The following is a 13,684-nucleotide window of genomic DNA, read 5'->3' as shown; positions in this document are numbered from 1 at the left end:
AAAAAGAGCGTTACCTGTAGCGCTCTTTTTCAGCTCTTCACCTATTGACTTTATATTTTCCATCTCATATAATGAACCTAACGAACGGTAGGTAGGGGATGAAAATGACAGCAAACCGCATTAAAGCTGTAGCACTTTCTCATTTCGCACGCTACGGCTACGAAGGAACTTCATTGGCAAATATTGCTCAAGAAGTTGGGATTAAAAAACCATCGATTTACGCACACTTTAAAGGAAAAGAAGAGCTATATTTTATATGTTTAGAATCTGCTCTTCAAAAAGATTTACAGAGCTTCACAGACGATATCGAAAAATTTTCAAATTCGTCTACTGAAGAATTGCTCTTACAGTTACTAAAGGGCTACGCAAAACGATTTGGTGAAAGTGAAGAATCAATGTTTTGGTTACGAACTTCTTATTTTCCGCCTGATGCATTCCGCGTACAAATTATCAAAAAAGCGAATGCACACATTGAAAACGTCGGAAAACTTTTATTCCCTATATTTAAACAGGCAAACGAGCAAAGTGAACTGCATAACATTGAAGTAAAAGACGCTCTAGAAGCTTTTCTATGCTTACTGGACGGACTTATGGTGGAACTACTATTCGCAGGTTTAAATCGCTTTGAGACTCGTTTAAACGCCTCTTGGCAAGTATTTTGGCGAGGTCTTTCAAACTGACGGATTGCTCCTTTGCAATGCGTCGTTTTTAAGCCCTTTACCTAACGACTGGTAGGAAGGAGAAATGACATATGGCATGGATTTATGTAATCATAGCTGGTATTATTGAAATCTTTTGGGTTATTGGACTTAAAAAAGCGGAGGCACCACTTGAATGGGCTGGTGTTGCGTTATTAATTACAATTAGTTTCGTCTTATTATTTAGAGCTTATAAAGATTTACCTGTCGGCACTGTATATGCAGTCTTTACAGGAATTGGAGCTGGTGGGATCGTTCTTACAGAGATTTTCGTCTTCGGAGAACCTTTCTCTATTGTAAAAGTTTTATTAATCGGTTTAATCTTCTTCGGAGTAATTGGGCTAAAACGAGTAACAGAAGAAAAAGAAGCGAAGGAGGCCGCATAAAATGGCTTGGGTATTTTTAATTCTAGCTGGTATTTGTGAAATTATTGGTGTACTCTTTATGAAAGTAGCCACTGAAAAGAAAGGCTGGGCACCAAAAGTTATTTTAATCGCTAACTTCGGCGTAAGTTTCTTCTTCTTATCCCTTGCGATGAACACGTTACCGATGGGAACTGCTTACGCGATTTGGACTGGAATCGGAACTGCGGGAAGTGCACTTCTAGGTATTCTTATTTTCCGCGAATCAGCGGATTGGCGTCGTCTTGCCTTCTTAAGTTGCATTCTATGCGGCGCTGTTGGCTTAAAACTATTAAGCTAACGTGAGGTGAATGTCATGTGGAAAGAAAAAGGAAAACAAATGTTAGCATGGATTACACTCGGGAGTGTCATTCTATTGCAAATCAGTTTTCATATAATAGAATGGTTGTTTCATAAAATAGTATCCATTCTTACCTTCCTTCCTAGCATGGCACTTGAAATTGCATCTATTGCTTGGTCAGTTATTGCCTCCATTGCAATCGTCATTATATGGAGTATCGCCAAACTATGGAATAAATTATTTAAAAAGGACAGTACTTCTGAAAAAGAGTAACTGTCCTTTTTTACATTCATTCAGACTTTCTGTAGAAGTTTGATGTGATAAGACAAAGAAGACCAACTATGACAATACTTATACCAATTCCTTTATGTAAATTAGGAATTGGTGATGGTATATCTGAATAGAAATTTGCTAATATGAGACCGATTGAAAATAAAAGTACCCCTATTCTATATAACCATTTTCTTTTGTTCATCATTCTCCCCCTAACATTTTTCATACACTCCTTTCTTTTGGACATACTACCTAAAAAAGGAGTGGATAATATGCAAAATTCTATACATAAGCAGATCCTATTTTTATTTTTCTTCTTTCTCATTCTCGTTATCATTTTCAGCTTTATATTACATACTCCAAAAGATGTTGTACCGAATAGCCTCTCTGTTTATAAACTTTTACTTTCATATTGTCGTTATTGAAGAAGGTGCCTTATATAAGGCACCTTTTAAAATTCTCTTTTCTCATACAATTTGACTGAAACGAAGATAGATATTATGAACATGCATATTGAACTAACGAATAACATGCTGTTATATAGTTGAATTTGTTCTAGGTTGATTCCAAAGAAAATAGAGGAAACAGCCATAGGTGCTATCAATATAAAAATCGCAATAAAAATAGTTTTTTTATACGCTAACCAAAACGATATTGGTAAAACAAAACTTAAATACATTAAAATAAAGCTAATACTAGCAACCATTGTCGTTTCAATAAATTCAAATAGGTTAACCCCACTCTTCATTCCCATCGTGAAACAACCGACCGTTGCGCTTATAAAAAGAATAATCATTGCTACTATATATTTTGCATACACAATTTGTTTTCTCCATATTGGTAAGCTATTTACTATAACTTCACTCTCATTTTTACTATCTGCTTCAAATGTTTTTACTGTTGCCCCAATTGTAAAAATTACTGACATAATTATGAACAGATTTTTCGTATCTGTTAAGGCCATATAAAAGAAAACAGGATACAGTATGTACCAAATTAAAAATTTCCATTGAATGATGAAATCTTTTAAAATTAGTTGTTTCAATGCTATTCCCCCTCACAGATCACGCTCATTATAAAAATGAATTGAGAAAAACATGGACATAACATATAAAAGAAGCAGCCCTGCTATAAAACAAATATTTACGACTAAACTCGTGTTCCAAGCATTTTCTACATCTAACCAGACGTTACTTACAATCAGTCCACTTAAATACCCCAACGCAAGTCCGGCGAACGGAGCAATTTGTTTTGCACTGCTATATCCTACTAAAAATTCAATTGGGAGTACGATTATGCTACAAACCAATCCTCCCGTTATTCCGCCAAGAACAGCTCCCCACAGCATAAGTCCAGTTATATATTCATTTTGTAACTGAATTAAACCAATCACTAGCGAGAAACCTCCACCTAAAGCAACTAAAATACTTACAAATATGTATTTCCCTATGACAATATCTTTCCGCTCAAACGGTAAACTATTTACTATTATTTCACTTTTATTTTTCCCCTCATAGCTCATTGACAGTACCATACCAAGAAAAGGTATAGATACGCTAATCGTCATAAGGAAACTATCACTATGAAAATCAACAATAGCAAGGAAAAACAAACATATAAGATAAACAAATCCTAACTTTCTTTGCAACATCATATCTTTTAAGACTAATTGCTTGATCATGTTTTACCCTCCTAATATGAAAATGCCCTTTCTATAACTCTGCCTCCTGAAACATTTTCATTGAGAGCAACATTGATACGACTATACTTACTAACACTCCGATACCAACAACACTCATTGCTAGTGTAGCCTCTTGAGAGTGGAGTACTTTTAACATGATTATTTCATCACCAAAAATATTGCACATAAGGCCAATCATACCCATTAAAGGAAAAATCATAATCACATTCAAGACAGTAATAGCTTTATATCCCCCAATGTAATTAGTAGGTATCGTTACTACACAATAAATCAAGGTTGCTACTATTGCTGAAAATATTGCATATCCAGGCATAACTATATCTCTGTTCAACAAAATATTTCCTAATATTACGACTATAGAGGTTATACTCAAACCGACTATAATAAATAATGTGGTTGAAATATATTTAGCTATAACTATCTCTTTTCTCATTATAGGCAAACTCACTAATACTTTTTCTGTTTTACTTTTTTCTTCATAATAAAAAGAAATATATATAATCGTACTACATGTTATAAATAATCCTATTGCAATCCCCATTGGTTCTACAGAATTTCTAAAAACAGATAAAATAGGTATTAAAAAATAGAAAGGAAACATCTTCTTCTGTAAGAAAAACTCCTTCAAAATCAACTGTTTCATATGAATTCTCCTCTCTACAAATCACGTGCTTCATAAATTTTAATTGTAAGAAACATAGAAGCGATATAAATACTGACTAATGCAATGAATCCAACTATAAATACACCAATATGCATAGGATTCATAATCCACTCCATGAATGAAGGTGTTGTTTCATTCAGCCCATCACTAATAAATATCCAAAGTATCCCCCCGACTCCTATTGATGCTGCTGATACTAGACTTCTTACTACATTCGATTTTATAGCATAATAACTAGGGAAAAAGGTGACAACTAAAAATACGGCGTAAACAAGCCCATTTACTACTTCATACCATGGAATTTCAATGTATAGATTAGGATGATATGCACCGATATCACCAATAACAGCGATACCTCTTATAAGGAAAATAAGCAACAACGTAGAGAACATGCCACCTACAATAAATATTGCGCTAGATATATATCTAGCAATCACGATATCCTTTCTACTTAACGGTAAACTATTCATAACAATGTCGCTTGTATTCCGTTCATCTATTACAATTAATATCGTAACTGAGGAAAGAGTTATAAATAAACAACTCATAGGAAACAGCATTTCACCACCGTTTTCAAACAAAAAGAATACAAAGGGTATAGTAAGATACACTGACCATATCCCCCGAAAAAAAGAACAAATCTTTATAGATGAGCTGACGCACAGGCACCTCTCCCTTTTGCGGTGTAAACGATAATATCATCTAATGTAGGCTTTTCTAGTACAACCTCATTTCCAAACCAATCGATAATTGCTTGTTTATCCTTCGCTAAACCTTCGAAACCAAATTTATTTTTTCGTAATCCAATAAATAATTCTTTTCCTTCTCGGTCTAATAAATCATTACTTCCTTTTACGATTACGTAGTTCTCCATTAGTTCATCTTTCTCACCAGTAAATATAATTTCTCCATCATTGATGAACGTGATATAATCTGCGATGCGCTCTAAATCTGTTGTAATGTGCGTTGAGAATAATACAGATACTTCATCCTCCATTACAATTTCTTGCAAAATATCAAGTAATTCACTTCGAACAACTGGATCTAATCCTGCTGTCGGTTCATCCATAATGATAAACTCTGCGTGATGTGAAAGTGCGATAGCAATCGCAAATTTCATTTTCATCCCTTTTGATAGTTCTTTAATTTTTTTATACTTCGGAACTTGTAATCTGTGCATATACGATTGATACTGCTCTTCGTCCCACTTTTTATATAATGGTGCAATAATACGTTTCATTTGTTCACACGTTAAATCTTCGTAGTAATGATTTTCATCATATACAAAACCAATATTTTGTTTTATTTCCTTTTCAGCTTTCTTATTGTCTTTGCCAAAAATTTTTATATCGCCGCTATCTTTTCGAATTAAATTCATAATCATTTTGATTGTCGTACTTTTCCCTGCGCCATTCGGTCCGACAAATCCCATAATATATCCGCGTGGTAACGTAAAACTTATATTTTTCACTGCAAAATCTTGATAACTTTTACAAACATTTTTTAGCTCTAACATCTCTTATTCCCCCTCATATAAACACGCAATCATCTGCTGTAAATCTTCAAGTGAAAGCTGCAACGCTTTACTTTCATTTACAATCTCTTCCGCTTTACTTTCCAATAGACGAAGCCTTTGTTCTTTTAGTAGTTCATTATTTTTACGTGAAACATAAGTCCCCTTCCCAGCAACAGTTTCTATATATCCTTCTTTTTCAAGCTCCTCGTACGCACGCTTCGTTGTAATTACACTAATTTGTAATTCCTTCGCTAAGCTACGAATAGACGGTAATTGGTCTCCACCCTTTAAACCACCATTTAAAATAAGCTGGCTTAATTGTTTTCTTATTTGTACATAAATAGGGTCTTGGGAAGAATTCGAAATAATAATATTCATGTTTTCCTCCAGTGTGTATATACTGTATATACCTTATATACACAGTATATACACACCATCCTATTTTTGGCAAGAAAAAAAGACCAACATTTTCCTGTTGGTCTTTCGTATATGTATCACTTTTCAAAGCGATCTAACATCTCATCTCTCATTCCGAAACTCACTACCGCAATTCCTACATACATAAACAGAAGGAACGCCGGATGAACTGTGTTGTACCAAGTGCTATCAACAATTAAATAAATCGTTAATGCTACAACAAGAACAAACGCTAAGATAAACATATAAAAGTGTCTTGTACTACCCATAATAAACTCCTCTCTTCTCTCGTCACCATTCAACAGTATATTGTATCGAATAATTCGATATGACTCAAGGTTAACTTTCTGTTATGTAATCAAGTTCCACCTTTACAATGTCCTCACATGCTATTGAAATGATTGTTCCTTTCTTATCAATTGCCGTCACTTCTCTATTATCCATTACACGATGTGCTACTCTTTCTAATACTTTTCCTTGATCTCGATAACAAAATTCTTTTACATCTTTAATCGTTTTTCCGTTTTCTAAATGGTATATCATTCTATAACACCGATATCCCACATTTTCACCCCCAACTTGCTCGTTTTTTCACATATACATAAAAATGAGTCATTCCTATCTCATTGCATCTTCTTAATTTCAATAAAATTCTAACAAAAATAAATACTTTTATCAAACTGACTTTTTCAACAAAATCACCTATGAAACTACTTCTTTACACCATTATGAAACAAAAAATATAAAATTTTAACATTTTCTTCACTAGTTCTGCATAAAGTGAAACTTTAATCAGCGGGGGATTTTTGTTCATCCCCATTGATTATCCGCCCACAAATCGCGGGACAAATTCTCCATACAAAAAAAGAACCCGCATATAGCGAGTTCTTCCTTTTTTATTCTAATTAAACTTGTACAGGAGCTAGCTTTTCATAACGTAAAACTGGTTTACGAGCAGCCAATGTTTCATCCAAACGTTTAATTACCGTTGTATGTGGCGCTTCTTGTACAACTTCTGGATTTTCTTCTACTTCTTTAGCAATTTGAATCATCTTATCAATGAAACCATCTAATGTTTCTTTTGATTCTGTTTCTGTCGGCTCAATCATAATACATTCTTCCACATTTAATGGGAAGTAAATTGTCGGTGGATGGTAACCGAAATCAAGCAGGCGCTTTGCGATATCTAATGTACGTACGCCAAGTTTCTTTTGGCGACGACCTGATAATACAAACTCATGCTTACAATGTCTATCGAACGGAAGATCATAGAATGGTGCTAATCTTCTCATCATATAGTTCGCATTTAATACCGCATACTCCGTTACTGCACGTAGTCCATCTGGACCCATAGAACGAATGTATGTGTATGCACGAACGTTAATTCCGAAGTTACCATAGAATGGTTTTACGCGCCCAATTGCTTCTGGACGATCATAATTAAAGTGATAGCCATTTTCCGTTTTCTCTAAAATTGGTTTTGGTAAGTACGGAATTAAATCAGCTTTCACACCTACTGGACCCGAACCTGGGCCACCGCCGCCGTGAGGACCTGTAAATGTTTTATGAAGGTTTAAATGCACAACGTCAAATCCCATATCTCCTGGGCGCGCTTGGCTTAATACCGCATTTAAGTTTGCACCATCATAGTATAATTTACCGCCTGCGTTATGGACGATTTCTGCCATTTCTAAAATATTTTCTTCGAATAGACCTAATGTATTAGGATTTGTTAACATAAGTGCTGCTGTTTCTTCGTTTACAACACGTTTTAAATCTTCTAAGTCAACAAGACCATGTTCATTTGATTTTACTGTAATTGTTTCAAAACCAGCTACAGTTGCAGATGCTGGATTCGTTCCGTGAGCAGAGTCAGGAACAATTACTTTCGTACGGTTAAAGTCACCATTTGCTTCATGGTATGCACGAATTAACATTAAACCTGTCCATTCTCCGTGTGCACCCGCTGCTGGTTGCAATGTAACAGTATCCATACCTGTAATCTCAATTAAGTGCTCTTGTAAGTCGTACATTAATTCCATTGCACCTTGTACTGTCTTTTCATCTTGTAATGGATGAATATTTGCAAATCCTGCGAAACGAGCTACATTCTCATTAATTTTCGGATTATATTTCATCGTACAAGATCCAAGTGGATAGAATCCAGAATCTACACCGTGGTTACGGTTTGAAAGTGCTGTATAGTGGCGCATAATGTCAAGTTCAGATACTTCTGGTAGCTCTGCATCTTCTACTCGAATATAATCGCTCTCAAACACATCTTCTAGTTTCACTTCTTCTACATCTAATTTTGGTAGGCTATATCCTATGCGTCCTTCTTTACTCACTTCAAAGATAAGTGCTTGGTCTTGGTTCTTCATTGGATAGCCCCCATTTCGTTTACAAGTGTGTCAATTTCCTCTTTTGTACGAAGCTCAGTTACTGCTACAAGCATATGGTTCTCATGCTCTTTATAATCACGGCCTAGGTCGTAACCGCCGATAATATTCTTTTGTAATAATGCATCGTTTACTTCTTTCACTGGACGCTTGCAATCTACAACAAACTCATTGAAGAATGGTCCAGCAAATGTTACAGTGAAGCCTTTCGCTTCAAATTGACGTTTTGCATATTGTGCTTTAGAAATGTTTTGACGTGCCATTTCTTTCACACCTTGTTTACCAAGTGCCGTCATTGCAACTGATGCTGCTAATGCATTTAACGCTTGGTTTGAACAAATGTTAGACGTCGCTTTATCACGGCGAATATGCTGTTCACGTGCTTGTAACGTTAATACAAATCCACGTTTACCATCTGAATCTACAGTTTGTCCAACAAGACGTCCTGGAATTTTACGCATAAATGCTTTCGTTGTTGCAAAGTAACCACAGTGTGGTCCACCAAACTGCGTTGGAATACCAAATGGTTGTGCATCACCGATTACAACATCAGCACCAAATTTTCCTGGTGGTGTTAATGCGCCTAATGATAATGGATTTGAAGAAACGATAAATAATGATTTTTGTTGATGAACGATTTTTTCAATATCAGCTAATTTTTCAACTTGTCCGAAGAAGTTTGGATATTGAACGATTACACAAGCAACTGTATCATCTACTTCACTTTGTAATACGTCTAAATCTGTTACACCATCTTTATGATTAATTTCAACAACTTCAAGATGTTGACCTTTTGCATACGTTTCAAGTACTGCTCTTGATTCTGGATGAACTGCACTAGATACAAGGATTTTCTTTTTGCGAGTATGGCCAGCTGCTAGCATTGCCGCTTCAGCTAAAGCTGTACCTCCGTCGTACATAGAAGAGTTTGCTACATCCATTCCTGTTAATTCACAAATCATTGTTTGGAATTCAAAGATCGCTTGTAATTCCCCTTGTGAAATTTCTGGTTGGTATGGCGTGTAAGCTGTATAAAATTCTGAGCGAGAGATAACGTGATCTACAATTACTGGAGCGTAATGATCGTATACACCTGCTCCTAAGAAAGAAGCGTATTCTTTTAAGTTAGCATTTTTACTAGCCATTTGAGTTAACTCTTTTAAAAGCTCCGGCTCTGATTTTGCTTCTTTAATTTTTAAATCCCCTTTAAAACGAACACTCTCTGGAATATCAGAGAATAACTCATCGATCGTTTGAACGCCGATCGTTTGTAACATTTCTTTTTTGTCTTCTTCTGTCATTGGAAGATAACGATGCAACATGAAATCTACCCCTCTCCCCGTTACTTTGAACGTTTATAAAATGGTGTTGGAACAACTACTGCTTTGACGCGTTTATTACGAATTTCAATTTCTACTTCTGTATCAACTGCTGCGTATTTTACATCAATTAGTGCTAAACCAATGCTTTTCTTTAACGTTGGAGATTGTGTACCACTCGTTACTTCCCCGATTTTTTCTTCTCCAATAAATACAGGGTAATGTGTACGAGGAATTCCACGTTCGATTACTTCAATGCCGACTAACTTACGAGACGCACCGTTTTCTTTTTGCTCTTTTAACGTTTCTTTTCCATAGAAGTCTGCTTCTTTATTTGGTTTTACCGCAAAGCCAATGCCAGCTTCAATCGGTGTAATATCTTTTGATAATTCTTGACCATAAAGTGGTAATGTTGCTTCGAAGCGAAGTGTATCGCGAGCACCTAAACCACATGCTTTTAAGCCTTCTTCTGCTCCAACTTCAAGAAGTTTCTCCCAAAGTTTTGCAGCATCTTCACTCTTACAGTAAATTTCAAATCCATCTTCACCTGTGTAACCTGTACGAGATACAAGTGCTGGAATTCCATCTACAAGAATATCGTTTTTAAATTTAAAGAACTTAATTTCTTTCAAATCTTCTGACACAACTTTTTGTAAAATGCCTTCTGCTTTTGGACCTTGAATTGCAAGCTGTGCAACTTCACTAGAAACATTGACTACTGTCGCATCGCCAATTACATGGCTAGCTAACCATTCGTAATCTTTCTCGATATTTGATGCATTGATTACTAATAAATAGTCTTCTTCACCACGTTTGTAGATTAATAAATCATCTACTGTACCACCATTTTCGTAGCACATAGCTGTATATTGTGCGCCTCCTACCTTTAAGGTAGAAACGTCATTTGTAACAACACGTTGTAAAAATGCTAAACTATCTACACCTTTTACCTCAACTTCTCCCATATGAGACACATCGAACAAACCTGCAGCCGTACGTACAGCTTCATGTTCTTCTTTAATGCTTGAAAATTGAACTGGTAATTCCCAACCACCGAAGTCGATTGTTTTTCCACCATACTTCGCGTATACATCAAATAACGGTGTACGTTGTAATGTAATCATGCTCTCTCCCCCTTATGCTTTGACAAATCAATAAAAGTTGCTCGCCATATCTAAACATTTTCACTCTGAAAAGATAGGATATACGGAATCTCATTATATTTTTTTATGAAAGCGTAAATAAAAAATCACTTTCTTGGATAAAATACGAAAGATTCCACACATTTCACACCATTATCCTAACATTATTCGCTATATTTCATCAATATTCTAGCATAAAAAATAATTTAGAATTTTTCATTCTTAATCTTATTAAATACAATTTTCAAAATTTAGCCCTTTATCTTTGCCTATTCTTTAACTTTCAGCAAGTGTAATAGAGCCTTATTACAAGGCTTATATAATAAAGATTTTTTTAATAATTACTTTAGTTTATAAAAGGTGGGAGAGTCGTAATGAATGTCGATATTTCCGTAGATCGAACGTGGCAAAACAATTTTTTAAATAGAATTAACGAAGATGGTCCTTGGACAAATTGGGATTTATATCATTTAGCTTATAAAACAGAAAAATCGTTACTTGTTCCTACTTTCGATGGATTACAAGCACCGAAGCATTTATCTCATTTCACACCACTTCCTCATCAATTAGAAGTCGCTCAAAATGTCATTGAACAAATGAATGGTAAAGCGATACTAGCAGATGAAGTGGGACTTGGGAAAACGATTGAAGCTGGGCTGATTTTAAAAGAATATATGGTCCGCGGCCTTGTGAAAAAAGTACTTATACTCGTCCCTGCCTCTCTCGTATCACAATGGGCATACGAATTAAATACAAAGTTTTTTATTCCAGCTGTAGCCCAAAAGAAAAGCTACTCGTGGGAACAAGCCGATGTGATTGTATCATCAATTGATACTGCAAAACGTTCACCGCATCGCGATATCGTTTTGAATTTAGAATATGACCTTATTATTATCGATGAAGCACATAAACTTAAAAATAATAAAACAAAAAACTATGAATTTGCACAACGATTAAAAAAGAAATTTTGCTTATTATTAACCGCTACGCCTGTTCAAAATAAGATTGATGAAATTTTCAACCTCGTTTCTTTATTAAAGCCAGGACATTTAGGCAATCAATCCAACTTTGAAGAATATTATGCTTCAAAAAATCGTTCCGCCGAATCTGATGAAGATTTAAAATCTCTTATTAACAAAGTGATGGTCCGAAATCGACGTCATAATACCGGAATTGATTGGCCAAAGAGACATGTACGTACAATTTTTGTTGAGTTTAATGAAGAAGAGCAAGCTTTGTATAATGGTATTGAAAATTGGCGAGGACAAGATGCCTTCACATCTGCTTTCTCATCGTTAACTTTAAAACGGGAAGCGTGTAGTAGTCGTGAAGCTGTTTACTATTCATTAAAAAAACATGTGGAAAAAAGGCAGAAAGAAAATGAGCATTACATAAAAGACCCGCATATTGATGTGCTAATGGACAAAATTAATCATATTCCTTTCAACTCAAAAGCGAATAAAGCACTAGAACTTATAAAAGAAATTGACGATAAAGTCATTATTTTCACTGAATATAGAGCTTCACAAATGTATTTACAATGGTTTTTACAACAACACGGTATTTCTTCCGTTCCATTCCGCGGCGGGTTTAAACGTGGGAAGAAAGATTGGATGAAGGAGCTTTTCCAAAACCACGCACAAGTATTAATTGCAACCGAAGCTGGTGGTGAAGGGATTAACTTACAGTTTTGTAGCCATATGATTAATTATGACTTACCGTGGAATCCAATGCGTCTTGAACAAAGAATCGGACGTATTCACCGTCTTGGTCAAAAGAATGATGTTCATATTTATAACTTAGCTACAAAACATACTGTTGAAGAACATATTTTGAAACTGTTATATGAAAAAATCAATTTATTTGAGCGTGTTATCGGTGAACTTGATGAAATTTTAACGAGAATTAATATGAAAAACATCGACGCACATATTCAAGAAATATTTGCGCAATCAAAAAGCGAAGGAGAAATCCGAATTAAGATGGAAAACTTAACATCTATTATCGACTTCGCGAAACGAAATGAAGCTGAGGTGCAAGGCTATGCAGCAACATGAAATTCATAATTACTTATACAATTTTTTTGAGGCGAATAACTGCGAAATTTTAAAGCGCTCCCCTCATCTATTAGATGTGCAGTTAACAATTGAGATGGATAAATTATTAATGAACCGTCCTTTTTATTGGCACTATCTTGAGAAAACAGGAGGCGTACCGAATCCGATGCGCCTTACTCTTCTTACAAATCCAGAAAGTGAAGAAAGCGATGGTGAGCTTATTCACTACGGTTCACCACGTCTTCATCAAATTTTCCAAACGACAAAAGAATTAGGCTCTTACATACGTTTATATGAGGAAGTACGGCATAGCGGAGCGACACATACACCACTCCATCCTTGGCTCGGTGTAAATATTAAAGTTTCCTATCAATGTGATCGAAAAAAAGACATCCTTCACTCCATTGGGATTCATCTCATTTCTGGCACAATGATTGCAAACTTTCATGAAACATTAGCTAAAATTAAACTTACACCGAAAATACCTGACTTTTGCTTTACGCTCTCGCCTATCATTAAACCGCAAAGCGGTTTACAACGTATAGAGGATGCTTTAAAAAATATTATTGCAGAAGATGACCATACGTGGGCGAAAGAAGCAAGAGTGCGCTGGAATCACGATTTAGATCTTTTAAATCGTTTTTATGAAGAAAGTGATGAACTCCCCGAAAGCTATGAAATTGAAAAACAAGCCTTGCAAGAGCAATATGAACCACGCATTACAGTACAAATTATTAACGGCGGACTCTTTTATGTTACCGCGAATCATTTTCTTTCTTAAAAAGCCCCTTCTGT

At 35.3% G+C, this 13,684-nt stretch carries 17 protein-coding genes and 1 pseudogene; 6 read left to right on the top strand and 12 right to left on the bottom strand.

The genetic code is table 11. The features are described 5' to 3' along the window. Window positions 1–98: 98 nt before the first annotated feature. From DT250_RS10635 to DT250_RS10620, 4 genes are all read left to right on the top strand, one after another. Complete coding sequence (locus DT250_RS10635) at window positions 99–680, top strand: TetR/AcrR family transcriptional regulator (RefSeq protein ID WP_141474868.1); 582 nt, start codon at window positions 99–101, stop codon at window positions 678–680. 71 nt (window positions 681–751) lie between these two features. Then, window positions 752–1,084 carry a DMT family transporter gene (locus DT250_RS10630; protein WP_000312344.1) on the top strand — a complete coding sequence of 111 codons (333 nt, stop codon included), beginning with the start codon at window positions 752–754 and terminating at the stop codon, window positions 1,082–1,084. Window position 1,085: 1 nt separating this feature from the next. After that, a complete protein-coding gene (locus DT250_RS10625; RefSeq protein WP_000312623.1) occupies window positions 1,086–1,400 on the top strand; it encodes a DMT family transporter in 315 nt (104 codons plus the stop codon). Window positions 1,401–1,415: 15 nt separating this feature from the next. Then, on the top strand, window positions 1,416–1,673 hold the full coding sequence (locus DT250_RS10620; RefSeq protein WP_087985176.1) for a DUF3975 family protein: 258 nt from the start codon (window positions 1,416–1,418) through the stop codon (window positions 1,671–1,673). 16 nt (window positions 1,674–1,689) lie between these two features. Here the strand turns inward: DT250_RS10620 and DT250_RS10615 are convergent, their stop codons facing one another. The 12 genes and pseudogenes from DT250_RS10615 to gcvT all read right to left on the bottom strand — a co-directional run bounded on the left by DT250_RS10615 (window position 1,690) and on the right by gcvT (window position 10,814). Beyond that, complete coding sequence (locus DT250_RS10615; protein ID WP_141542702.1) at window positions 1,690–1,875, bottom strand: hypothetical protein; 186 nt, start codon at window positions 1,873–1,875, stop codon at window positions 1,690–1,692. Between the two features lie 249 nt (window positions 1,876–2,124). Then, complete coding sequence (locus tag DT250_RS10610) at window positions 2,125–2,718, bottom strand: ABC-2 transporter permease (protein WP_000811455.1); 594 nt, start codon at window positions 2,716–2,718, stop codon at window positions 2,125–2,127. A gap of 12 nt (window positions 2,719–2,730) precedes the next feature. Continuing rightward, a complete protein-coding gene (locus tag DT250_RS10605; protein ID WP_000595368.1) occupies window positions 2,731–3,354 on the bottom strand; it encodes an ABC-2 transporter permease in 624 nt (207 codons plus the stop codon). 31 nt (window positions 3,355–3,385) lie between these two features. Then, window positions 3,386–4,018: an ABC-2 transporter permease gene (locus DT250_RS10600; protein WP_149213037.1), complete on the bottom strand. Its 633-nt coding sequence runs from the start codon at window positions 4,016–4,018 to the stop codon at window positions 3,386–3,388. Between the two features lie 14 nt (window positions 4,019–4,032). Continuing rightward, window positions 4,033–4,702, bottom strand: a pseudogene (locus DT250_RS10595) (ABC-2 transporter permease). Beyond that, on the bottom strand, window positions 4,683–5,555 hold the full coding sequence (locus tag DT250_RS10590; RefSeq protein ID WP_149213035.1) for an ABC transporter ATP-binding protein: 873 nt from the start codon (window positions 5,553–5,555) through the stop codon (window positions 4,683–4,685). The pseudogene DT250_RS10595 and the gene DT250_RS10590 overlap by 20 nt, the downstream one beginning before the upstream one ends. Window positions 5,556–5,558: 3 nt before the next feature. Next, window positions 5,559–5,933, bottom strand: coding sequence for a GntR family transcriptional regulator (locus DT250_RS10585; protein WP_001021351.1), 375 nt, complete (start codon window positions 5,931–5,933; stop codon window positions 5,559–5,561). 116 nt (window positions 5,934–6,049) lie between these two features. Continuing rightward, the gene (locus DT250_RS10580; RefSeq protein WP_000535935.1) at window positions 6,050–6,241 is read right to left on the bottom strand and encodes a hypothetical protein; all 192 of its coding nucleotides are present in this window, start codon (window positions 6,239–6,241) and stop codon (window positions 6,050–6,052) included. A 70-nt stretch (window positions 6,242–6,311) separates the two neighbouring features. Beyond that, window positions 6,312–6,515, bottom strand: coding sequence for a DUF3929 family protein (locus DT250_RS10575; protein ID WP_000639158.1), 204 nt, complete (start codon window positions 6,513–6,515; stop codon window positions 6,312–6,314). A gap of 362 nt (window positions 6,516–6,877) precedes the next feature. After that, entirely contained in the window at window positions 6,878–8,353 is a 1,476-nt protein-coding gene (gene gcvPB, locus DT250_RS10570; RefSeq protein ID WP_000795689.1) for an aminomethyl-transferring glycine dehydrogenase subunit 2, read from the bottom strand. Further along, window positions 8,350–9,693, bottom strand: coding sequence for an aminomethyl-transferring glycine dehydrogenase subunit 1 (gene gcvPA / locus DT250_RS10565; RefSeq protein ID WP_000903246.1), 1,344 nt, complete (start codon window positions 9,691–9,693; stop codon window positions 8,350–8,352). Before gcvPA ends, gcvPB begins: the two co-directional genes overlap by 4 nt. 20 nt (window positions 9,694–9,713) lie before the next feature. Further along, on the bottom strand, window positions 9,714–10,814 hold the full coding sequence (gene gcvT, locus DT250_RS10560; RefSeq protein WP_046956348.1) for a glycine cleavage system aminomethyltransferase GcvT: 1,101 nt from the start codon (window positions 10,812–10,814) through the stop codon (window positions 9,714–9,716). A gap of 392 nt (window positions 10,815–11,206) precedes the next feature. Between gcvT and DT250_RS10555 the strand changes: the two genes are divergently transcribed. Together DT250_RS10555 and DT250_RS10550 are read left to right on the top strand one after the other, a co-directional pair. Then, window positions 11,207–12,889, top strand: a complete 1,683-nt coding sequence (locus DT250_RS10555; protein WP_046956347.1) for a DEAD/DEAH box helicase — start codon at window positions 11,207–11,209, stop codon at window positions 12,887–12,889. Next, a complete protein-coding gene (locus DT250_RS10550) occupies window positions 12,876–13,670 on the top strand; it encodes a YqhG family protein (RefSeq protein ID WP_001183978.1) in 795 nt (264 codons plus the stop codon). Before DT250_RS10555 ends, DT250_RS10550 begins: the two co-directional genes overlap by 14 nt. Window positions 13,671–13,684: the final 14 nt, after the last annotated feature.

It is taken from the genome of Bacillus sp. AR2-1, assembly GCF_008368755.1.
Taxonomy (GTDB): Bacteria; Bacillota; Bacilli; order Bacillales; family Bacillaceae_G; genus Bacillus_A; species Bacillus_A wiedmannii.
The sequence above is the reverse complement of the archived record's forward strand: the minus strand, read 5'-3'. Positions and strand labels throughout refer to the sequence as shown.

Coding starts and splice junctions, on each gene's coding strand:
- DT250_RS10575 (WP_000639158.1), bottom strand. CDS start 6,515: ATGATATACCATTTAGAAAACGGAAAAACGATTAAAGATGTAAAAGAA.
- DT250_RS10625 (WP_000312623.1), top strand. CDS start 1,086: ATGGCTTGGGTATTTTTAATTCTAGCTGGTATTTGTGAAATTATTGGT.
- DT250_RS10620 (WP_087985176.1), top strand. CDS start 1,416: ATGTGGAAAGAAAAAGGAAAACAAATGTTAGCATGGATTACACTCGGG.
- gcvPA (WP_000903246.1), bottom strand. CDS start 9,693: ATGTTGCATCGTTATCTTCCAATGACAGAAGAAGACAAAAAAGAAATG.
- DT250_RS10635 (WP_141474868.1), top strand. CDS start 99: ATGAAAATGACAGCAAACCGCATTAAAGCTGTAGCACTTTCTCATTTC.
- DT250_RS10580 (WP_000535935.1), bottom strand. CDS start 6,241: ATGGGTAGTACAAGACACTTTTATATGTTTATCTTAGCGTTTGTTCTT.
- DT250_RS10585 (WP_001021351.1), bottom strand. CDS start 5,933: ATGAATATTATTATTTCGAATTCTTCCCAAGACCCTATTTATGTACAA.
- DT250_RS10550 (WP_001183978.1), top strand. CDS start 12,876: ATGCAGCAACATGAAATTCATAATTACTTATACAATTTTTTTGAGGCG.
- gcvPB (WP_000795689.1), bottom strand. CDS start 8,353: ATGAAGAACCAAGACCAAGCACTTATCTTTGAAGTGAGTAAAGAAGGA.
- DT250_RS10555 (WP_046956347.1), top strand. CDS start 11,207: ATGAATGTCGATATTTCCGTAGATCGAACGTGGCAAAACAATTTTTTA.
- DT250_RS10600 (WP_149213037.1), bottom strand. CDS start 4,018: ATGAAACAGTTGATTTTGAAGGAGTTTTTCTTACAGAAGAAGATGTTT.
- DT250_RS10605 (WP_000595368.1), bottom strand. CDS start 3,354: ATGATCAAGCAATTAGTCTTAAAAGATATGATGTTGCAAAGAAAGTTA.
- DT250_RS10630 (WP_000312344.1), top strand. CDS start 752: ATGGCATGGATTTATGTAATCATAGCTGGTATTATTGAAATCTTTTGG.
- gcvT (WP_046956348.1), bottom strand. CDS start 10,814: ATGATTACATTACAACGTACACCGTTATTTGATGTATACGCGAAGTAT.
- DT250_RS10590 (WP_149213035.1), bottom strand. CDS start 5,555: ATGTTAGAGCTAAAAAATGTTTGTAAAAGTTATCAAGATTTTGCAGTG.
- DT250_RS10615 (WP_141542702.1), bottom strand. CDS start 1,875: ATGAACAAAAGAAAATGGTTATATAGAATAGGGGTACTTTTATTTTCA.